Genomic DNA, 21,050 nt, shown 5'->3' on the forward strand with positions numbered 1-21,050 from the left:
AAAGCAACATAAAAAACTGTATATCAGCCAATTATATTGCTTTATATGATAAAAAAACCAATAACGGTCTTTTTTGAACTTTTTTTAATCTAATTTTTCAGTCAACTTTCGAAATGTTTTCTTCGGATCCTTGCCGTTGTACAAGATATCGTACACTGCATTGATAATAGGTGTTTTAGCACCGTATTTTGCATTGAGTTCATAGGCGCTTTTCGCCGCGTAATAGCCTTCTGCAACCATATTCATCTCCATCTGTGCTGATTTTACTGTATATCCCTTCCCAATCATATTACCGAACATGCGGTTACGAGAAAAGAGCGAATACCCCGTTACTAATAAATCCCCCAAATAGGCCGAGTTATTAATATTGCGCTTCATGTGGTGCACTTTCTTGATGAACTTCTTCATCTCTCGAATAGCATTACTCATCAATAGCGCTTGAAAATTATCACCATAGCCTAATCCATGTGCCATTCCACAAGCAATCGCATAAATATTTTTCAACACGGCAGCATATTCTGTTCCGATAATATCATCCGTTAGTTTTACTTTGATATAATGGCTGCTGATGCAACTTTCAATGACTTTCGCATGTTCTTCGTTACGACAAGCAATCGTAAGGTAAGACAAGCGCTCAAGAGCAACCTCTTCAGCATGACAAGGCCCTGTAATCACAGCGATATTATCATACGAAACATCATAAGTTTGATGGAAATGCTCTCCAACAATTAAGCTGGTTTCAGGGATAATTCCCTTAATGGCTGAAATCACCACTTTATTTTCTAAACTAACGTATAGTTGTTCCATTTCTTCGCTCAAAAAAGCGGAAGGAATAGCGAAGATTACGTAATCTGCAAAAGAAACAGCCTTATTAATATCATTCGTCAATAACAACTGGTCGATATCAAATTCGACAGAACTTAAATAATTAGGGTTATGATGGTTTACCTTAATTTCTTCTATCGCATTCTCATTTCTCATGTACCAGGCAATTTGCCCTAGATTTTCACTTAGCATTTTTACGATAGCTGTCGCCCAACTTCCCCCTCCAATTACTGCAAACTTTGGATAATCACTCATAATTTTAGCTTATAATACGTCAAAAGTAACTAAAAAACTTAATGCAAACAATTGTAAAATTGTAAAACAATACGCTATAGTTCTAAGACTTTTACTTCATTCTCTTGTGTACTAAGCAAGGATATACCGTATTCTTCTAGATACTAGCAATTCGTTTAGATCCTTCTCTCTTAGTCTATGATATAGAAAAAGAGCTGTTGAACAGCCCTTTTCCAATTTTCTTATTTTTTATAAAACAGATTGTGGTCGATATATTTCCACACCTCTTTATCTACTAGTGGTTGTACGTTTTTTCCTTCTTTGATGGCTGTTCGAATAAAAGTAGCGGAAATCTCCATCACGGGTGCATTTTCTACTCTCACAATGTGCGGGTGTTGCATCAGTGGGCTTTCTTCTACTCTATCGCTATCTAAACGCGGGTACACGTATATTTTATATTGCTCCAGCAATACTTCGTAATTCTTCCATTTTGGTAAAGAATCTAAATTGTCTTCTCCCATAATCAAGGCAAACTCGTGTTTGGGAAAACGCTCATGCAAATAGGCCATGGTATTGGTCGTATAATTGGGCTGAGGCAACGTAAATTCAATATCAGATGGGCGAATATGGTCGTAATCTGCCGTAGCTAGATTAACCATGTGCAAACGGTGAAAGTCTTCGAGTAATCCCTTCTTTTTCTTTAGGGGATTATGGGGCGTTACCACCATCCAAACCTCATCTAAATCCGTATATTGAACCAAGTGATTAGCAATCACTATATGTCCGATATGCACGGGATTAAAGGTTCCGAAATACAAACCAATTTTCATTTCCTCTTATTTTACAAAGTTACGCACCAATTGGTAAGCTTCTTCTTTCGCTGTGTCCAAGTCGTAGTTCTTAATAATGGTATCAAACTGAGGCGCAGTTGCTAATTCTACTGAAGCCTTAGCGATGCGCATATTGATTTTATCTTCACTTTCTGTTGAACGCTTTTTCAAGCGGATTTTCAACTCATCTATACTTGGTGGTTTCACAAAAACAGCAAGTGTTTCATCAGGAAATTTGCGTTTGATACGCAATCCTCCAGCCACATCAATGTCAAAAATAACATTTTTGCCCAAAGCCCAAATGCGTTCAACTTCCGCCTTTAGTGTACCATAAAAATTATCGCGATATACTTCTTCCCATTCTAAGAAATCATCATTTTTAATGTGTTTCTTAAAATCATCCAAAGAAATGAAGTAATAATCTTTTCCATTCTCCTCTCCTGTTCTCGCCTCACGTGAGGTACAAGAAATAGAGAAATCCAGATTTAAATCTCCTTGCTCTAATAAATGACGTACGATTGTCGTCTTCCCAGATCCCGAAGGAGCAGAAAAAACGATTAATTTCCCTTTATTCATCTTATGCTTGTGTTGTCTTTATAATACGTTTAATACCTGTTCTTTGATTTTTTCCAACTCGTCTTTCATCTTTACGACAATCTTTTGCATTTCTGCATGGTTGGATTTAGAACCCATGGTATTAATTTCCCTTCCCATTTCTTGTGCAATGAATCCTAATTTACGTCCATTTGCTTCAGTACCCCCAAGGGTTTCTAAGAAATATTCTAGGTGTTTGGATAAACGCACCTTTTCCTCAGTGATATCCAGTTTTTCTAAGTAATAAATTACCTCTTGTTCAAATCTATTTTCGTCAATGTTTAATTGCAATTCCAATAGATTTGTACGAAGGCGTTCTTTTACGCTTACGATGCGTTCTTTATCTAATAATGATACTTGATCCATATAAGTGAAAATATTCGCTATACGGGCTCTAAAATCATTCTCTAATGACTTTCCTTCACTTACGCGGAAGGCTTTCATGCTTTGAATCGCTTCTTGGATTACAACCTCAATCTCTTTCCATTCTGTTTCATCAAAATCACTGCGCTCTACCTTCAATGCATCGGGCATACGAACGGCCATTTTCATCAACTCTGTTGCATCGGCATTCGGTATAATCGCCTTCATTTGCTCAATGTACGCCAATACGATTGGAGCGTTGATTTTACTCGATGTTTCTTCTGCAGTAATCTCGCAGAACAAAGAGAAATCTACTTTTCCACGCTCTAGCTCTAAAGCAATTTGATTGCGCAAAGTCAACTCTTTTTCTCTATAGCTTAACGGCAAACGCACGTTTAAGTCTAGATTCTTACTATTAAGTGACTTCACTTCGATTGTGATTTTTTTTGTGGGTAATTGTAAGCATGCTTTACCAAACCCAGTCATTGAATGTATCATATTCTAAAAGATAATGACTGCAAAGGTAACAAAAACTCAAATAAATAGCTGATAACTACTTAAATTAAATGAATATATGGAAAATGGGGGTGAGTTATGGGTTATGGGTTGGGGGTTATGGGTTGGGAGTTATGGGTTGTGGGTTGGGGGTTATAAGTTAGGGGTTAAATAATAGATACCTATACCTTTCTTCGACCTTCCTTGGAGTATGCTTGGAGTTTCCTAGGAAAAAAGGTGGTTTTGTCGAAGGATTGTCCAAGCATACTTCAAAGAAACTCCAAGGTAACTCCAAGAAACCCCAAAGCAACCCCAAAGTAACTCTAAAGTAATACCAAGGAAGATTCATGCAGGACGCCACCTAGTCAAACTACAAGGTGATCCTTTTTCTTTCTATTAAAATGCAGGACAAGCCCAATGGCAGGGTATCACAGACGAAGCGAATACGCATAAAAAAAGGGAAGCATCTGCTTCCCTTTTTCAAAACCAACGTTGTACTTAACTGTAACTTTTAAAACAAACCAATCTTTAACTATGTTAAGTATTTACCAACTTTCCTACTATTATGAAATAAAAATGTTCTTTTTCAATAGCAATTTTTCCTTTTTAATAGAACTATACCGGCTCTTCTTTCTGATTGAACCCCTTAATAAACAATTAAAAATCCAAACCAGTATAGCGTAAATTTTCTTCTTATTAAAAACAGAAAAACTTCATAGCAATTATTCCCTTTTTCATTATTAAGACACTACAATACACATTTGGTCACTTATTTTTGAGAAAAAAATACAAATAAAAAATCAATACCTTAAATATCAATTGATTATAAATAAATAAAAATCGAAGCTCTCACTTCGATTTTTATTTATTTTGCTGCTTTCGCAATCGCTTCTTCTACTACTTTTTTGCTATTTCCGACAAAAACGGCTTCGTCAATCACTATGACAGGTCGATTCAAAAAGGTATACTGTTCTAGAATCAAATTTTTATAATCTTCCTCTTGTAGATTTTGATCTTTTAAGCCTCTTGCCTTATATAGCTGTGCGCGTTTATTTGAAGAGTTTTTCATAACTCCCTACCACAGCATAAAGCGCTTGTAGTTGCGCAGCGGTAACGGGTTCTTTTTTAATATCCTGCAATTCGAATGTTTCCAAATTTGGCATTTGTCCCAAAATTCGCTTACAAGTATCGCAAGAACTCAAATAATATATTTTTCTCATTTTTATACTTCTTTGACGTTAATAATATGTACAGGACATATTTTTTCTGCTTGTTCACAAGCTTCTAAAATGGTATAGTCTGGTGATTTCAAGGTGTGAAATCCTTTATTATTGACTGCTCTAAGCAACACTGTTTTACCGTCTTTCTTTGACATTTGAAATTGCTGTGGAGCTACTTCAACACAGTAATTGCATCCAATACATTTCTCGCGCTGTAAAGTAATTACAATCATTCTGTTGTTACAATTTTGTACATTTTATCAGACAAGCGAACGCGGAACGGTAACTTAATCGTGCAATCATCTCCTTTGATGGCTTTTTCTGTGGCTTGTTCATTCACAAATAATTCATCAATAGTCAATTCTTGTGCGCCAGTACTCGGTCCAGTAATCAAAATACGATCGCCAACTTTAATGTCATAGGCTTCGATTTTGAATTCACCAATAGCCGCTTTTTGAAAGTAATGTGCAGCCTTCCCTACATATACTTTTTTCTGTGTGGCATTACTTCCTGGATTATCACTCCACTCGCCTAACTGCTGTCCTAAATAGTATCCACTCCAGAACCCGCGATTATATACTGTTTCTAAAGCAGTCATCCATTCGGCAACTTTTTCTTTGCTATAGGTTCCTTCTGCAATCGCATCAATGGCTTCTCTATACGCGCGAATTACCGTTGCTACATATTCTGGAGCTCTACCTCTTCCTTCGATTTTCACCACTTTTATTCCCGTATCAATCACCTGATCCAAGAAATCAATCGTACATAAATCTTTCGGTGACATCATGTATTCATTGTCAATCTCGATTTCAAATCCACTTTCTTGATCGATAACGGTATATTTTTTACGGCAATTTTGTTTGCATGCTCCGCGATTGGCAGATGAATTATGCGAGTGTAAACTCAAATAACACTTTCCAGAAACGGCCATACACAAAGCTCCATGTCCAAAAATCTCAATCTCTACTAAATTTCCAGAAGGCCCTTTGACCTTCTCTCTTTCAATGGCTTCAGTAATTTTCTTCACTTGGCGCAAACTCAATTCACGCGACAATACAATGGTATCAGCAAATAAACTATAAAACTTAACAGTTTCAATATTGGTCACGTTCAATTGCGTAGAGATGTGTACCTCTAAACCAATCGCTCTAGCCGAAGCAATTACGGCTTGATCTGACGCAATTACAGCTGTCAAATCCGCTTCTTTTGCTTTGTTGAGTAAGGTTTTTACGACAGACAAATCATGATCATAAATAATCGTGTTTAATGTCAAGTACGTACGTATCTTTTTCTCTTTACAACGTCTGGCGATTTCGGGTAAATCATCTACTGAAAAATTCACCGTTGAACGTGCGCGCATATTCAATTGATCTACTCCAAAATACACTGAATCTGCTCCGTTATCAATTGCAGCTTGCAACGATTCGAAGTTTCCAGCGGGAGCCATCAATTCAACTCTTCCTGAAACTGTCATAGCTTATATATTTAATCTAGTATTTTAAAGATTTGGTCGTTTTTACGCACGCGGAAACCTAGTTCCATTGTCATACGATCACCTGCTTGAGCTACCGTAACCTCTTGTCCATTCACCAACATTTTCTCTAAAACCAAGCGCTCATCTCCTGTTGTTGGTCCTACAATGGCAATTTTATCCCCCAGCTGTACTGCTTTTTCAATCTCAAACTGACCTACACTTGCTTTCGTAAAATAGTGTTGAACAGTTCCAACTAACACTTTGCGCTCTACTTGCTTTTTGCGAATTTGAGTCACTGTGCTCACTTTTACCGGTTGAATTTCAGTCGCTCCTTCCACATTCTTCTTGAATTTTAGCGATTCAGAACGTCCTTTTTTGAAAATTAAATTTCCTTTTTGAACGCCTTTTCTCAAATTCTTTTGTTCCTCAACAGGCAGTTGAATAACATCCAAACATTCGGTTGAACAACAACCATGCATGTTTTCCGCACATTCATCACATTGAATGAACAACAAGTGACACGCTTCATTGGCACAGTTTACGTGTACATCACAAGGTTTTCCACATTGGTGGCAATTGGCAATTACATCATCTGTAATACGCTCGCCTAAACGGTGGTCAAATACGAAGTTTTTACCGATGAATTTACTTTCTAACCCCTCATCTTTTACCTGACGAGTATATTCAATAATACCGCCTTCTAGTTGGTAAACATTTTTGAATCCGTGGTGTTTGAAGTAAGCCGATGCTTTTTCACAGCGAATCCCCCCAGTACAATACATCAATAAGTTTTTTTCCTCTTTGATTTCTTCTAATTGATCTTTGATGATTGGTAATGATTCGCGGAAGGTATCCACATCAGGTGTAATAGCACCCACAAAATGACCGACTTCACTTTCATAGTGGTTACGGAAATCCACCACAACGGTGTTGGGATCCTCTAACAATTGATTAAATTCTTTGGCTCTTAAGTGAATCCCTTTATTGGTCACATCAAACGTATCGTCATTTAATCCGTCGGCAACGATTTTATTTCTAACCTTTACAGTTAGCTTTAAGAAAGACAAATCGTCTTGTTCTACCGCAACATTTAAGCGAATGCCCTTCATGAAATCATACGCTTCCAACGTTTGGCGGAACGCTTCAAATTTCGATGCTGGTACAGACATCTGTGCATTAATTCCTTCGTGAGCTACGTAAGTACGACCTAAGGCATCTAACGCATCCCATGCTAGGAATAAATCATCTCTAAATTGTTGTGGGTTTTCGATTTTGGCATACGCATAGAAAGACAAAGTCAAGCGGTTTTCTCCTGCTTGTTCAATAAGTTCTGCTCTTTCTTCTGCGCTTAATGTGTTATACAGTTGCATGCTATATAAATTTAAGTGTAGAATAAATAAAAAAACGAAGTGAAATTCTAAATGGAAGAATTTCAAAGGACAAAGATACGCTTTTGATTTAAAAAACAAATACTAAAATGCGAAAGGCTGATGTATATCGCTACACATCAGCCTTTTATAAAATCATACCTTTTTATTCTAAACGCTTCAAAGGTAGATCTTCAATCGGATTAATAATCAAAGGGAAACGCTCTACTTTCACGGCACTACTATCTAAACCGAATGCCTTTTCTTCTGATAACGATATCTTTTTCAAGAAGTCATAGAGATCGAGAATAATCTTCTCTTTCATTGGTAAATCATTGTCATAGGACAGCTCTTTTTCAATTAGAACGTACTCAAAATCGCCAATCGCATCAATTTTATGTAGAGATTCATAACGCGTAGTAATATCAATTTCGCCTTGCAGCATTAATTCCGTTACGACTTGTTTCATCAATACATTGATGCGTTGTTCATTTCGGAATCCCAAGTAAAAGTCAATACGCAGTATATTCTGATGTGCTCCATATTTAACGACTTTATATTCTGATTTATACGGTTCATCAACCACATTTACATGGACAAACCAATAGTTATCCGCACGTTTTGGACGGCGGTTAATAATGGAGAACATGGCTTTGTACTCAATTTTTGAAGGGTTATAAGCATTGGTTAAATATACCAAGTTTGTTACGTACTTTGGCATGGTTTGGTCCTGACTTAAATCGGTCAAAATATCTTGATAATCCACGATATTCACCAAATCCGTATAATTGCGTCTGATCTTTTTTCCTAGGTAATTCACGGTCATAACCGAAGCTAATACACCGGCGATAATCACCGTTACATAACCTCCATGCGAGAATTTTTGTACGTTGGAGATAAAGAACGAAACCTCAATGGACAAATAAATAATTTCCACCAAGATGATAATAATCAAAGGTACGCGTTTGAGCACCATGAAATACCCCAATAAGATGGTCGTCATAATCATACAAAGGGTAATCGCCAAACCGTACGCGGCCTCCATATTTCCAGACTCTTTAAAGTGAAGCACCACAAAGACACAACCAATAAATAAAAGGAAGTTAATGGATGGGATATAAAGTTGCCCTCTAATATTCGTAGGAAATTTCACGCGGACCTTCGGCCATAGGTTGAGTCGAATGGCTTCATTAATCAAGGTAAACGATCCACTAATTAAGGCTTGAGAGGCTATAACTGCTGCCAATGTTGCAATTCCAATTCCAAAAGGCAAAAACCAATCAGGCATCACCAAATAAAATGGATTTGCGGGTTGTGCTGAATTTGGAGATAAATCCATCAAGGTACTTCCGGCATGCTCAATAAGCAATGCTCCTTGTCCGAAATAGCTCAACACCAACATCGTTTTGACAAACATCCAGCTGATGCGGATATTCTTTATTCCACAATGACCTAAATCACTATATAATGCTTCGGCTCCAGTTGTACATAGGAATACAAATCCCAAAACCAAATAGCCTTCCGAGTGAATAGTCAATAAATGAAAAGCATAATACGGGTTCAACGCTCTAAGTACGCTTAGATTATCAATTAAATGGCTAAAACCTAAAATACCGAGCATCAAGAACCAAATCATCATCATTGGACCAAAGAATCGTCCAATTGTTTTGGTACCAAACTGTTGAATAAAAAAGATTCCAACTAATATTCCAATCACGATGGGTATAGTTGCTAATTCAGGTTGATAAATTTTAAGCCCTTCTACCGCAGAGGATATCGAAATCGGAGGTGTAATAATTCCGTCGGCAAGTAATGCACTTCCACCGATAATGGCAGGAACGATTAACCAAGGTTTCTTCAGCTTTTTGACTAACGTAAATAATGAGAAGATCCCTCCTTCTCCATTGTTATCCGCTTTTAGCGTCAAAAAAACATATTTAATTGTGGTTTGTAACGTTAAGGTCCAAAACACACAAGAGATAGCCCCTAAAACAACTTCTTCTTGAATAATGGCTTTCCCCATGATGGCTTTCATCACATACAGCGGAGAAGTTCCAATATCCCCATAGATAATTCCTAAAGTTACTAATAGTGTGCCTAGTGATACGCGATCTAGATGCGTCGATTTTGATTGTGACATCACAAAATAAGATTTTAAATAATTGAATCCCGTGAACTTGACGTATAATTTCCACAAAGGTATAAACTAAGCCGATACAAAAACCAAATTAAATATGAAATTTACAATCAAACCCAACTATGGTAAAGAATTCCTAAATTACACCCCAACATTTCTATTTATTTTTTACCCACATTATTGATTTACTAAAAAAATAACAGCGCTTAACTCTCAATACGAAGTAGGTTTAGCGACAAAAAATCGCCACTTGAAGGAAAAAACGACAAATTCTGAAGCCTTGTAGGCATCCCGAAGTAGTTGCTCATCAAAAACAGAGCAATCAAAAACACTTTTCTTGCTACAATTTGTAGCATAATTACATTTCACTCCATATCTCTAATATTTTTATCTTATTTTTACATCAGTTAAGAATCAATATTTCAAAAAAATGAGTGCAGATAAAGAAGCTAAATTAAAAGCCTTACAGCTTACGTTAGATAAGTTAGACAAAACCTACGGAAAAGGAACTGTAATGAAATTAGGAGATACAGCTGTGGAAGAAGTTGAAGTCATCTCTTCGGGTTCATTAGGTGTAGACTTAGCTTTAGGTGTGAATGGATATCCGAGAGGAAGAATAATTGAGATATATGGGCCTGAATCATCAGGAAAGACAACCTTAACGCTACATGCTATTGCTGAGGCACAAAAAGCAGGAGGTATTGCGGCATTTATTGATGCGGAGCATGCTTTTGACCGTTTTTATGCACAGAAGTTAGGTGTTGATATTGACAACTTAATCATTTCACAACCAGATAATGGGGAGCAAGCTTTAGAAATTGCAGAAAACTTGATTCGCTCAGGTGCAATTGATATTGTTGTTATTGACTCCGTTGCTGCCTTGACTCCAAAAGGAGAAATTGAGGGAGATATGGGAGATTCTAAAATGGGATTACACGCTCGTTTAATGTCTCAAGCCTTGAGAAAATTAACGTCAACGATTAGTAAAACGAATTGTACGGTTTTCTTCATTAACCAGTTGAGAGATAAAATTGGGGTTATGTTTGGTAGCCCTGAAACAACGACGGGTGGTAATGCATTAAAATTCTATGCTTCAGTTCGTATTGATATTCGTCGTTCGACACAAATTAAAGATGGAGAAAATGTAATTGGTAACCGTACTAAGGTTAAAATTGTAAAGAATAAAGTAGCACCTCCTTTCCGTACAGCAGAATTTGATATTATGTATGGTGAAGGTGTGTCTAAAGTGGGTGAAGTATTAGATTTAGCTGTTGACTATGAAATCGTGAAGAAAAGCGGTTCTTGGTTTAGCTATGGTGATACTAAACTAGGACAAGGTAGAGATGCTGTAAAATCTTTGATTAAAGACAATCCAGAATTAATGGAAGAGTTAGAGCTAAAAATCAAAGAAGAAATTAAAAATAGAGAAGCTTAATCCAAGCTTTTCACCTAAAAAAGAGCCGCAATATCCATGGATGTTGCGGCTCTTTTTTTAGGTTATACTTATTTCTATTGTTTACGACTTCTTTGTTCTTCCCATTGCGTGATTACTTGATGGATGCCTTGATATGCTTGATCCTTAATTTCTTTTTTATGGTCTTGTGCAATTCCTTTAGTCTCAATTGGCGGTAAAATAACAACCGGTACTACCCCTGGTTTACCAATGCCCCACTGAAAGGGAAAGTAATATTTGAGGTATCCCATAGCGATTGGAGCAATTGGTATTTGATGGTCAATGGCCAAACGAAAGGCTCCATCTTTGAAACTATCCAGCGCAATACTTCGATCGTCAGGCACCCCTCCTTCAGGAAAAATACAAATACTCAGCCCCTTATTCAGTTTATTTTGTGCACTTTGGAATACTTGATATCTACTTTTTGAATCTTTACGATCAACTAAAATACACGTCTTTTTATAGAAAAACCCGAAGATAGGCAGCTTTGCTAATTCCTTTTTACCAACAAAAACAAAAGGATTGTCTTTCACTAAAAGCAACATCATCATAATATCCATCATGGAGGTGTGGTTCGCAATGAACATATAGCTCTTTCCTTTTTCTAACGGATAAGCCTGCTCAATCTGATAGGACATTCCCATGCCATAAAAAGTCAATCTCGCCCATAAGCGCGCTACTTTATAAAAAGCGGGATAGGTTTGATCGGACCAAATGGTAACAAGAAGTAAAGGTGACAATAAAAGTATAACTATAAGCATCCAGAGGTAAAACCAAAAACGCCATATAACACTAAAAAACGTGCGGATGTATTTCATTCAACAATGCATTTTAAAATTGCTTGCAACCTCTCAAAAGTAAAAAATAAAGAAATGTTAAACCAAGGAAAATCAAAAAAAGAAAAAACAATCCCGACAAATGCTATATCTTTGCTATTATTATAAATACAAACACGCAATGGCTAAAATTCTAACAGGAGTTCAAAGTACAGGAACTCCACACTTAGGGAATCTCTTAGGCGCAATTCTACCCGCAGTAGAAATGGCAAACAACAAAGAGAATGAGTCTTTTATTTTTATTGCGAATTTACATTCAGCAACACAAATAAAAGATGCGAAAACATTACAGGAAAACACCTATAGTGTTGCGGCTACATGGCTTGCTTGTGGTTTAGATGTTAATCATGTAACTTTTTACCGCCAGTCAGACGTACCGCAAACGACTGAGCTAACTTGGTATTTAAGTTGCTTTTTTCCTTTTCAACGTTTAACCTTAGCGCACTCTTTTAAAGATAAAGCAGAGGTTTTAGCTGATGTTAATACAGGTTTATTTACATACCCTATGTTAATGGCAGCCGATATTTTATTGTACGATGCTAATTTTGTTCCGGTAGGAAAAGATCAATTGCAACACTTAGAAATTACTCGTGATGTTGCTGCAAGATTCAACCACCAAATGGGAGAGACTTTTGTTTTACCTGATGCAAAAATTTCGGAAGATGTTATGATTGTACCAGGACTTGATGGAAATAAAATGAGTAAGTCGAGAAATAATATCATCAATATTTTTGAAAACGACAAAGCGTTGAGAAAACAAGTGATGAGTATTGAAACAGATAGTACTCCATTAGAAGAACCGAAGAATCCAGATACCTGTAATGTATTTACCATTTATAAATTACTAGCTACGCCAGAGCAAATTGCACAAATGCGCGCGAAGTATGAAGGTGGAAACTACGGTTATGGACATGCTAAACAAGAATTATACGAACTTATTGTGGAGAAATTCAAAGATGTTCGTGAAAAATACGAATACTATATCAACAACTTAGAAGAAGTAGATCGCTTATTACTAGCGGGTGCATCAAAAGCATCAACAGTAGCAACAGCAACGCTAAATCGCGTTCGCGAAAAACTAGGCTACGCTGTTAGATAACAACATAAGGGCACTCAATTTTGGGTGCCCTATTTTTTTCTTATCACTTTATACATTCAAAATACTTTCCTGGTAGCGGTCGAACGAGACCTTGTAATTCCAATTGCAATAAAATCGTACTCACTTTGTAAATGGGTAGACTACATTGGAGTGCAATCTCGTCCATCACTGCTCTATCGGTTTGAACCAAATAATCGTATATCATTTGTTCTTCTTCACTAAGATCGACAAACAATCGGGGTTGAATCGCTTGTGTAGGCTTCTTATTCTTATTCCAATTTAGCAACTCAATGAATTCCACCGGATCACTGAGCAATTGTGCGCGATTCGTTCGAATTAATTCATTACAGCCTTGACTCATTGGGTCATCAATACGACCAGGTACAGCAAAAACATCGCGATTATACTCATTCGCAAAGGTAATAGAACTCATAGAGCCTCCTTTCTTTGCACTTTCAATGACAATCGTCGCTTGACTACTCCCCGCAACGAGGCGATTCCGTTGAATAAAATTTTCCCGATCCATTTTACTTTGAATGGGAAACTCTGTCCATAAACCACCCTTTTCCTTCATTTTTTCTGCTATAACCGTGTGTTTTTGAGGATAAATCCGATGTAAGCCATGGCCTAAGACTCCAAAGGTTTCCAAGCCAAAAGCCAAAGCTTGTTGGTGTACACAAACATCAATTCCATAAGCCAATCCACTAATGATAATTGGATTATACTCTTGTATTGCTTCCATAAAACGCTTGCAAAAATCTAATCCTCTAGGTGTTGGATTCCGAGTTCCTACGATACTCACCACATTCCGCGTGGACCAATACTCTGGTGTATTTCCTTTTGAAAACAACAAAAGCGGACTATCATCACATTGACGCAAAAAGTAAGGATACTCTTTCGCTTGATAGAACAAGGGCTGTATGGCTGCTTGCTTCATTAGTTTCATCTCCTTTTCCGCCCAATGAAACCCCTTCTTTTGCCCTATTTCTTGCGCCAGCGATGCGGAGACCCGTTTGGCGATTAAAGCTTGATAAGAGGCCTCAAAAACCGCCTTAGCTGTACCAAAATTTTCAATTAATCGCTTTCCTATAATTGGCCCTACTCCATTCACTTTGGTTAAAGCTAAAGTGAATAACAAGTCTTCTTCTCTCATTAAAAATATGTTAATTAATTAAATTTTCTTACCTTAGTGCAGGTAACATCAAAAATCTAACCATTCAGTACCAATTACTTAAGAAGTTGCTGTTGGTCGATAAAATTGTTAATAAAAAAATGCAGCTTATTATTTGCTAAGCCATTGGTTTAGACTACTTTTGTACTATGAAGATGACTCAATACATATCAGCCTTATTATATCGCTATCCATGCGTTATTGTTCCTGGATTTGGTGCTTTTATCACTGAAATCCAATCGTCTTTTTACGATGTAGAAAAACAATTGTTTTTCCCTCCACAAAAGCGAATTTCTTTTAATAGAAATATTGTGAACAATGATGGATTGTTAGCGAATCACGTTGCTACGCAAGAGCGCCTTTCTTATGAGGAAGCGGTTACGCGTATCCAAGCAATGGTTGCTGATTGGAACAACACCTTGACGTCTTTTGATTCTTTAAACTTAGAATCAATCGGTATCTTCAGCTATAATGAAGAAAAAAGCTTGCAATTTGATCCTATTCAGAATCAAAATTACTTGGCGACTTCTTTCGGTTTATCTGCTGTAGGGGTTCAGTCTATTCAAAGAGAAGAAGCTACTTCTACACCGGTTGTGGCAATTGAAACTGCTACTGGAAAAACAAGACGTACGGCTACCTTCTTCAAATATGCTTCGGTTCTAGTGTTAACGCTGGGAATTGGAAGTGTTTTAGTACAAAACGGCTATACGGCTTATGTGAATGATCAAACGTTATCGATTGAAAACAACGTTCAATCACAGGTTCAAAATAAGCTTCAACAAGCTACTTTTATCATTGAACCTTCGATGGATGCTATCGCCTTACCTGTAAAAGATGAAACGGTCATCATCACCAAACCTTATCACTTAGTTGCTGCTGCTTTCCGCAGTGAAGAAAATGCTGCTATTGAGGTTGAAATCTTAAAAAAGAAAGGGTTTGAAGATGCCTCTTTCTTAGGTCGTACCAAATATGGAATGTATCCTGTGGTATATGGAAGCTTCATCTCACACGAAGAAGCGAAAGATGCCTTAAAGGAAATTCACCGTACAACCAATAAGGAAGCCTGGATTTTTATTAAATAATACGTTAAATATACCAACCGAACGCGAAACGTTCGGTTTTTTTTTGCTTTGTCTTTATCTTTGCTAAAAATATATTTTTATGAAGGCAAAATTAGTATCTGAATCCGCTACTATAATCAGTGATTTAGTTCTTCCTGGAGAGACAAATCCACTAAACAATATGTTTGGAGGTGAACTATTAGCGCGTATGGACCGAGCGGCAGGGATTGCTGCTAGGAGACATTCAAGAAGAATATGTGTTACAGCCTCTGTCAATCACGTTGCTTTTAATAAACCAATTCCTTTGGGAAGTGTTGTTACAATAGAAGCTAAAATTTCAAGAGCCTTCACTTCGTCTATGGAAATCTATTTGGACGTATGGATTGAAGATCGCGAATCTGGAAATAAAACCAAAGCAAATGAGGCTATATATACCTTTGTAGCGGTTGATGATATGGGAAATCCAGTACCTGTACCGGAATTAATCCCTGAGACTCCTTTAGAGCATCAACGTTTTGAAGCCGCTTTGAGAAGAAAACAATTGAGCTTAGTATTGGCTGGAAAAATGAAACCTAGTGATGCTACAGAATTAAAAGCTCTTTTTAATTAATAAAACAAACAATGAGAAAAATTTTATTAGCTTTCGCTTTAACCTTTTGCTTGTTGCAAACTACAGCAATCTTTGCTTGGGGAACAACAGGACATCGCGTTATTGCTGAAATAGCAGAAAGAAACTTAAGTAAAAAAGCGAAAAAAGAACTCAAAAAAATCATCGGTAATCAGCAATTGGCTTATTGGGCAAATTGGCCTGATTTCATCAAATCGGATCCAACTTGGAAATTTGCAGATGGTTGGCATTACGTTAATATGCCTGGTGATTTAAGTCGCCTTGCTTTTGATCAAGAATTGAGCAACTCTACAGATGAAAATCTATACAAAAGAGCGTTGTTGATCATTGATGAATTAAAAAGCAACACCCTTACTTTAGAAGAAAAACAACAGAAACTATACTTCTTGATTCACATCATCGGTGATGCACATCAACCGTTACACATCGGAAGATCGGAAGATTTAGGAGGAAACAGAGTAAAAGTAGAATGGTTTAGAAAACCAATGAATTTACACAGTTTATGGGATTCTGCTTTGGTTGATTTTGACAAATATAGCTATACCGAATATGCAACTGTTTTAGATATTCACGATAAAGCACACAACCAAAATTTGGTACAAGGAAGTTTAGAGGATTGGATTTTTGATTCGTATTCCATTGCCAATGTTCTTTACAACAGTGCGGAAGAAAATGAGAATTTAAGCTACCGCTATCACTTTGATTTCAAAGATACTGTAGAGGCACAACTTTTAAAAGGAGGTCTGCGTTTAGCAAAACTGTTAAACGAAATCTATAACTAACAAAAAAAAGAGCAAGTTTTCACTTGCTCTTTTTTTTATCCTATTTCATGATAATTTATCTACTTCTTGAATAAGAGGAAGAAGATCCACTGCTGCTACTTCTCGAGCCTGAGCTCGAACTTGACGAACTACGTGAGTAGCTTGGACTACTACTTCCTGAACTATAATTTGACGAACTACGAGAATAACTTGGGCTGCTGCTTGAATTATAACTCGATGAACTGCGTGAATAACTTGGACTACTACTTCCTGAATTATAACTTGATGAACTACGAGAATAGCTTGGGCTACTGCTGCTCGAACTAGATCTCGAAGAACTTGAACTGCGGGAATAACTAGGATTACTACTGCTTGAATTATAATTTGATGAGCTTGAATTCCCTCGAGAATAGTTCGTATTACTTGTGGCATTCGAATTGGATGAGCTTCTTGAATAATTCGTATTTGCACTCGAATTCGCACTACTGTTGCTGTAACCACTTCTTGAATAATTCGAATTACTACTATTATCCGTTGTACTACCGATGGCTTCTCCTCTTTTGTATGAATTATCAGCACTCGAAGAAGATCCTCTAGAATAATACGTATTGTCTACTCGATTGATATCACGTGTATTTCCACTTGTACTAGACGAAGTTGTACTTCTCGAGTATGAATTATTATTGTTGCTCGCTTCAGCGTACGCTGATCTAGAATTGGCTAATTCACGGCTATTTGTATATCCGTTATTTCGTTCGTAAAACGATTTATTTGGATTTGATCGTTCATAATAATCGCGTCGTACATCATTGTACATCGTTCTTGTACTTCTACTGTAGTAATTGTTTGTATACACATATCGGTTATTGTAATTGATATGATTATGTACATGGACAATATACGTTGGTGTTGGATAAGGTGAATAGTATGAATAATACGAAGGATAATATCCCCAATACCACGAAGAATAGTATGGACGATATGACACCCCCCAGAATAAGCTAAACATAGGAGGAGTGGCTACATATACTGGTTCATAAATATAATTAGATCCATACAGATAGCTATTTCCTACAATTTGCACAGAAACTTGATTACGCTGCTTATTTTTCTCAATTTCTATTGTAGCTACATCTTGATACATATCACGACCTAAAACGGCTTGAATGACGATTAAATGGGCATTTCCTTCTACTACCTCAATCACGCGAAGGTAATCTACGTATCCATCCTTATTTAAATCTAAGTTATTGATGCGTAAACTAGGGTCATTTAGGCGATATTCAAAATCCTCTAAGTCTTTTGAATCCCCAAAAATAGAAGCAACGGCTTGTAGATCTAAGTTATCACTGATATCATAGTTCTGAGCGGTCACTACTGCATTTTGCGCTTGCACCGAAGTTGCGAACACAAAAAACAAGATGATTATATTATAATATAAAAACTTCATTTTCTTTCACTATTTAAGTTGAACATCTGTTGTATGTCAAATAATGTGCCAACAAATTATAACCAAGGTACAAAAAAAGCCCTTACCGATATGGTAAGGACTTCTTAAAATATACTAAACTTAATTCTTTTAACTATTTCAGGATCACAAACTCACTACGTCTGTTGATTGCGTGTTCCTCTTCTGTGCAGTTCGCTTTACAATCAATCTTCGGTACACTTGGTCCATAACCTTGTGACTCTAATCGGTAAGCTTCAATGCCTTTTGACAACACATATTGAACTGTTGTTTTTGCACGATTCTCTGATAACTTCTGGTTGTACGTCGCACTTCCGCGGTTATCCGTATGTGAACCTACCTTGATGCGCATCTCTGGATTGCGCTTCATTACTTTCACCAACTTATCCAATTCGATTGCCCCTTGTTGGGTAATGTTGAAACGGTCAAACTCGAAGTAAACGTCACCTAAGATAATCTCATCTTTAGTCACAATTACCTCAATCGGACGCAAGCCTACATTAACTAACTGACGACCTCCTTTGCGGTTCAATGGAACTTCGACAGCCTTCCCTTCAAAGTCATCCATGTCCACTTGTAAGTGGTAAAATTTCCCACAATCTACAACATATTCCACAATACCTCGGTGATCTGTAAACTTCGTTTCAATCAAGTTCTTGCGATCGTCATAGATATCCACACGCGCTCCTGTTAAGATCTTACCTGTGTCTTTATGCGTTACCGTAACATACATCTCTGTATTACAAACGGGTTTCGCTTTATAGATATCATCACGCCCAATGCGGTTCGTTGAGAAGAAACCAATGTCTTTTCCTGGGTAAAATGAAAAAGCAAAATCATCTTTCGCCGTATTGATCGGCGCGCCTAAGTTCTTCGGCTCTGCTTGTGGAATAGCTAAGTCAACCACATAGATATCTAAACCTCCAAATCCTTTGCGAGAATCCGAAGCAAAATATAGCTTCCCATCCTCTGAAATAAATGGAAACGATTCGCGGCCTTCGGTATTGATCTGACTACCCATATTCACAGGTGTACCATAATTTCCGTCCTCATCAATATCTACTTTCCAGATATCCGTGCTTCCCATTGTTCCTGGCATATCGGATGAAAAGTACAACGTACGACCATCTTTGCTCACACTTGGGTTACTTACCGAGTAATCGCTACCGTTGAATGGTACGGGTTCGAAATCTGCCCATTTACCCTTCTTCTTCGTCGCTCTAAAAACACTAACCTTACCTAGCTTCACTAATTTGGCCTTGTTCTTAGTAAACTTCCCCGCGCGGAAACTCTCCGTAGCAAAGTACATCGTATGACCATCTCCGGTTACCGTAGCTGGTCCATCGTGATACTTCGTGTTCAACTCGGAAACAGGTTCTACATCATACAAAGGATCTTCTGCATTCTTGTATTTCGCCTGAAAGATATCCAAGTATCCTTGGTTATCCCATCCGTATTTATTCTTAGACTTGTTCCCCTTACGAGTAGACGCAAAATAAAGCGTATCACCGACTGTTAAAAAGGCACCAAAATCATTCCCCTGACGGTCATTGATCCCTGATTCCTCAAAGGTAAACAACTCCTCTTGTGCGCGTAAACGAGGAATGTAATCCGGCTCACGCATAAAAGCAATCGCTCGTTGATCCTCCGGGTTGCGCTCGGCAAACTTGCGCATAGCCGCATTTGATGAATCATAACGACCACTTGCCTTAAGCATCTGAGCATAGCGATAGTAAAATTCCGAATCTAAACTCGGATCCTTCTCCAATGCTTTTCCGTAGTACTTCGCCGCTTCAACGGTATTGAATATGTTGTAATAACAATCAGCCAATTGTAAATAAATATAATTATCTGTCTTCGCGCCGCGAATTAGCTTCTGGTATACTTTTGCCGCATCTACAAACTCATAATGCTTGTAGTGCTCATCGGCAATCTCTAAGGGCGTTTTTATCGGCTCCTGAGCACTCACACTCTGAGTTGCTAAGAGACCACCCAATAACAGCGCTAAATAAACCTTTCTTATTTTCATTGTATTGTTTTTATGCTATTAGAAATAACGAGATGAACTTGACACTTTCTTAGACAAGAAGATATCATAAAGAACCATAAACTCATGAGAGCCTTTGGCCACTTTGTTGATATCGGAAGTGATATAATCATACGCATAACCCACGCGTAATTGTGGCGTAACGCGGTAGTTGATCATACCTCCAACGGCATCTTCTAAACGGTAGCTAACTCCGGCCTCAATCTTGTTCAAATACATCACGTTCATGTTCAAGTCAAACGAGACAGGAGAGTTCATCGCGTATTTAATCATCGTAGATGGTTTCAACTTCCAATCTTGATCTAAATCAAAAACGTAACCTCCATTCAAATACATGTGAATCTCGCGCTGACCAAAATCCTTCCCATCGTAGTTCAAATAGTATTCTTTTATCATATTAGGAACTCCTAAACCGATAAAGTATTTATCCGTATAGTAGTACGCCCCAATACCTGCGTTGAAAAGAGTAGACTTGCTGTCTTCTCCAAAGGCAGGATCATAGGGATCAATGGTATAACCATCGCCAATATCAGAAAACAAATTGGCACTGTGAAACGTAGCTCCTGCTTTGATACCCAAGGCTAATTTATGAACACCACCTAGCTCCAAAGTATAAGAAAAATCCCCGTAAATATTGTTCTCCGTAACTGGTCCGATGCGGTCATTGATAAAAGACAAACCAACACCAACTTTCTTCCCTACTCGACTGTTGATGAAAAAAGTTCCTGTTTCGGGTGCTCCATCAAAACCAGCCCATTGTTTGCGGTACAAAGCTCCCATAGATACAGCATCCTTTGATCCTGCATAAGCCGGGTTCACAACACTCATGTTATACATATACTGTGTGTATTGTGGGTTCTGTTGGGCTTTCACTTCAAGGCAACTAAGCAAACTCAGCACTCCTAATGTTAAATATATTTTCTTCATATACGGTTTAATTTTTTAAATAGTAATAAAACAACTGTGCGTGAAATCACACACAGTTGT

Annotated in this window: 18 protein-coding genes and 1 pseudogene; 5 read left to right on the forward strand and 14 right to left on the reverse strand. The window is 37.5% G+C overall.

Going from position 1 to position 21,050, the window contains the following annotated elements; all coding sequences use genetic code 11:
• Positions 1-84 precede the first annotated feature (84 nt).
• The 9 genes and pseudogenes from M2306_RS14285 to M2306_RS14325 form a co-directional block, all read right to left on the reverse strand.
• On the reverse strand, positions 85-1,080 hold the full coding sequence (locus M2306_RS14285) for an NAD(P)H-dependent glycerol-3-phosphate dehydrogenase (RefSeq protein ID WP_115092135.1): 996 nt from the start codon (positions 1,078-1,080) through the stop codon (positions 85-87).
• 221 nt (positions 1,081-1,301) lie between these two features.
• Positions 1,302-1,889 (reverse strand): nicotinate (nicotinamide) nucleotide adenylyltransferase, encoded by a 588-nt coding sequence (gene nadD, locus M2306_RS14290; protein WP_259187412.1) that lies wholly within the window; start codon positions 1,887-1,889, stop codon positions 1,302-1,304.
• A gap of 6 nt (positions 1,890-1,895) precedes the next feature.
• Complete coding sequence (gene gmk, locus M2306_RS14295; RefSeq protein WP_002988829.1) at positions 1,896-2,465, reverse strand: guanylate kinase; 570 nt, start codon at positions 2,463-2,465, stop codon at positions 1,896-1,898.
• 18 nt (positions 2,466-2,483) lie between these two features.
• Entirely contained in the window at positions 2,484-3,332 is an 849-nt protein-coding gene (locus M2306_RS14300) for a YicC/YloC family endoribonuclease (protein WP_115092133.1), read from the reverse strand.
• An 874-nt stretch (positions 3,333-4,206) separates the two neighbouring features.
• Positions 4,207-4,561, reverse strand: a pseudogene (locus tag M2306_RS14305) (arsenate reductase family protein).
• A 2-nt stretch (positions 4,562-4,563) separates the two neighbouring features.
• On the reverse strand, positions 4,564-4,794 hold the full coding sequence (locus M2306_RS14310) for a ferredoxin (RefSeq protein WP_002988821.1): 231 nt from the start codon (positions 4,792-4,794) through the stop codon (positions 4,564-4,566).
• Positions 4,791-6,035, reverse strand: a complete 1,245-nt coding sequence (locus M2306_RS14315; RefSeq protein ID WP_259187409.1) for a peptidase U32 family protein — start codon at positions 6,033-6,035, stop codon at positions 4,791-4,793. Before M2306_RS14315 ends, M2306_RS14310 begins: the two co-directional genes overlap by 4 nt.
• Positions 6,036-6,046: 11 nt before the next feature.
• Complete coding sequence (gene trhO / locus M2306_RS14320; protein WP_259187407.1) at positions 6,047-7,405, reverse strand: oxygen-dependent tRNA uridine(34) hydroxylase TrhO; 1,359 nt, start codon at positions 7,403-7,405, stop codon at positions 6,047-6,049.
• 163 nt (positions 7,406-7,568) lie between these two features.
• Entirely contained in the window at positions 7,569-9,542 is a 1,974-nt protein-coding gene (locus M2306_RS14325; protein WP_259187406.1) for a KUP/HAK/KT family potassium transporter, read from the reverse strand.
• Between the two features lie 427 nt (positions 9,543-9,969).
• Here M2306_RS14325 and recA point away from each other — a divergent pair, with 427 nt between their 5' ends.
• On the forward strand, positions 9,970-10,974 hold the full coding sequence (gene recA / locus M2306_RS14330; RefSeq protein WP_002988814.1) for a recombinase RecA: 1,005 nt from the start codon (positions 9,970-9,972) through the stop codon (positions 10,972-10,974).
• 74 nt (positions 10,975-11,048) lie between these two features.
• Here recA and M2306_RS14335 read toward each other — a convergent pair whose 3' ends face one another.
• Positions 11,049-11,810 carry a lysophospholipid acyltransferase family protein gene (locus M2306_RS14335; RefSeq protein WP_259187404.1) on the reverse strand — a complete coding sequence of 254 codons (762 nt, stop codon included), beginning with the start codon at positions 11,808-11,810 and terminating at the stop codon, positions 11,049-11,051.
• A 139-nt stretch (positions 11,811-11,949) separates the two neighbouring features.
• On the opposite strand from M2306_RS14335, the gene trpS reads away from it, so the two are divergent.
• On the forward strand, positions 11,950-12,927 hold the full coding sequence (gene trpS / locus M2306_RS14340; RefSeq protein WP_115092127.1) for a tryptophan--tRNA ligase: 978 nt from the start codon (positions 11,950-11,952) through the stop codon (positions 12,925-12,927).
• A gap of 43 nt (positions 12,928-12,970) precedes the next feature.
• Here trpS and dprA read toward each other — a convergent pair whose 3' ends face one another.
• On the reverse strand, positions 12,971-14,080 hold the full coding sequence (gene dprA, locus M2306_RS14345; protein ID WP_259187399.1) for a DNA-processing protein DprA: 1,110 nt from the start codon (positions 14,078-14,080) through the stop codon (positions 12,971-12,973).
• A gap of 173 nt (positions 14,081-14,253) precedes the next feature.
• Here dprA and M2306_RS14350 point away from each other — a divergent pair, with 173 nt between their 5' ends.
• The 3 genes from M2306_RS14350 (at position 14,254) to M2306_RS14360 (ending at position 16,569) form a co-directional block, all read left to right on the forward strand.
• The gene (locus M2306_RS14350) at positions 14,254-15,180 is read left to right on the forward strand and encodes an HU domain-containing protein (RefSeq protein ID WP_115092796.1); all 927 of its coding nucleotides are present in this window, start codon (positions 14,254-14,256) and stop codon (positions 15,178-15,180) included.
• A 79-nt stretch (positions 15,181-15,259) separates the two neighbouring features.
• The gene (locus M2306_RS14355) at positions 15,260-15,769 is read left to right on the forward strand and encodes an acyl-CoA thioesterase (RefSeq protein ID WP_002988806.1); all 510 of its coding nucleotides are present in this window, start codon (positions 15,260-15,262) and stop codon (positions 15,767-15,769) included.
• An 11-nt stretch (positions 15,770-15,780) separates the two neighbouring features.
• Positions 15,781-16,569, forward strand: a complete 789-nt coding sequence (locus M2306_RS14360) for a S1/P1 nuclease (RefSeq protein ID WP_002988805.1) — start codon at positions 15,781-15,783, stop codon at positions 16,567-16,569.
• A 55-nt stretch (positions 16,570-16,624) separates the two neighbouring features.
• Here M2306_RS14360 and M2306_RS14365 read toward each other — a convergent pair whose 3' ends face one another.
• From M2306_RS14365 to M2306_RS14375, 3 genes are all read right to left on the reverse strand, one after another.
• Positions 16,625-17,998: a hypothetical protein gene (locus M2306_RS14365; protein WP_259187388.1), complete on the reverse strand. Its 1,374-nt coding sequence runs from the start codon at positions 17,996-17,998 to the stop codon at positions 16,625-16,627.
• A gap of 133 nt (positions 17,999-18,131) precedes the next feature.
• Positions 18,132-20,045, reverse strand: a complete 1,914-nt coding sequence (locus tag M2306_RS14370) for an OmpA family protein (RefSeq protein WP_498882892.1) — start codon at positions 20,043-20,045, stop codon at positions 18,132-18,134.
• 18 nt (positions 20,046-20,063) lie between these two features.
• Positions 20,064-20,990 carry a PorP/SprF family type IX secretion system membrane protein gene (locus M2306_RS14375; protein WP_498882893.1) on the reverse strand — a complete coding sequence of 309 codons (927 nt, stop codon included), beginning with the start codon at positions 20,988-20,990 and terminating at the stop codon, positions 20,064-20,066.
• Positions 20,991-21,050 lie beyond the last annotated feature (60 nt).

Origin of the sequence: Myroides gitamensis (genome assembly GCF_029894455.1) — a bacterium.
Classification (GTDB): Bacteria; Bacteroidota; Bacteroidia; order Flavobacteriales; family Flavobacteriaceae; genus Flavobacterium; species Flavobacterium odoratum.

Coding starts and splice junctions, on each gene's coding strand:
- M2306_RS14370 (WP_498882892.1), bottom strand. CDS start 20,045: ATGAAAATAAGAAAGGTTTATTTAGCGCTGTTATTGGGTGGTCTCTTA.
- M2306_RS14300 (WP_115092133.1), bottom strand. CDS start 3,332: ATGACTGGGTTTGGTAAAGCATGCTTACAATTACCCACAAAAAAAATC.
- M2306_RS14375 (WP_498882893.1), bottom strand. CDS start 20,990: ATGAAGAAAATATATTTAACATTAGGAGTGCTGAGTTTGCTTAGTTGC.
- M2306_RS14325 (WP_259187406.1), bottom strand. CDS start 9,542: ATGTCACAATCAAAATCGACGCATCTAGATCGCGTATCACTAGGCACA.
- recA (WP_002988814.1), top strand. CDS start 9,970: ATGAGTGCAGATAAAGAAGCTAAATTAAAAGCCTTACAGCTTACGTTA.
- M2306_RS14335 (WP_259187404.1), bottom strand. CDS start 11,810: ATGAAATACATCCGCACGTTTTTTAGTGTTATATGGCGTTTTTGGTTT.
- M2306_RS14285 (WP_115092135.1), bottom strand. CDS start 1,080: ATGAGTGATTATCCAAAGTTTGCAGTAATTGGAGGGGGAAGTTGGGCG.
- M2306_RS14365 (WP_259187388.1), bottom strand. CDS start 17,998: ATGAAGTTTTTATATTATAATATAATCATCTTGTTTTTTGTGTTCGCA.
- gmk (WP_002988829.1), bottom strand. CDS start 2,465: ATGAATAAAGGGAAATTAATCGTTTTTTCTGCTCCTTCGGGATCTGGG.
- M2306_RS14315 (WP_259187409.1), bottom strand. CDS start 6,035: ATGACAGTTTCAGGAAGAGTTGAATTGATGGCTCCCGCTGGAAACTTC.
- M2306_RS14360 (WP_002988805.1), top strand. CDS start 15,781: ATGAGAAAAATTTTATTAGCTTTCGCTTTAACCTTTTGCTTGTTGCAA.
- nadD (WP_259187412.1), bottom strand. CDS start 1,889: ATGAAAATTGGTTTGTATTTCGGAACCTTTAATCCCGTGCATATCGGA.
- M2306_RS14310 (WP_002988821.1), bottom strand. CDS start 4,794: ATGATTGTAATTACTTTACAGCGCGAGAAATGTATTGGATGCAATTAC.
- M2306_RS14355 (WP_002988806.1), top strand. CDS start 15,260: ATGAAGGCAAAATTAGTATCTGAATCCGCTACTATAATCAGTGATTTA.
- dprA (WP_259187399.1), bottom strand. CDS start 14,080: ATGAGAGAAGAAGACTTGTTATTCACTTTAGCTTTAACCAAAGTGAAT.
- trpS (WP_115092127.1), top strand. CDS start 11,950: ATGGCTAAAATTCTAACAGGAGTTCAAAGTACAGGAACTCCACACTTA.
- M2306_RS14350 (WP_115092796.1), top strand. CDS start 14,254: ATGACTCAATACATATCAGCCTTATTATATCGCTATCCATGCGTTATT.
- trhO (WP_259187407.1), bottom strand. CDS start 7,405: ATGCAACTGTATAACACATTAAGCGCAGAAGAAAGAGCAGAACTTATT.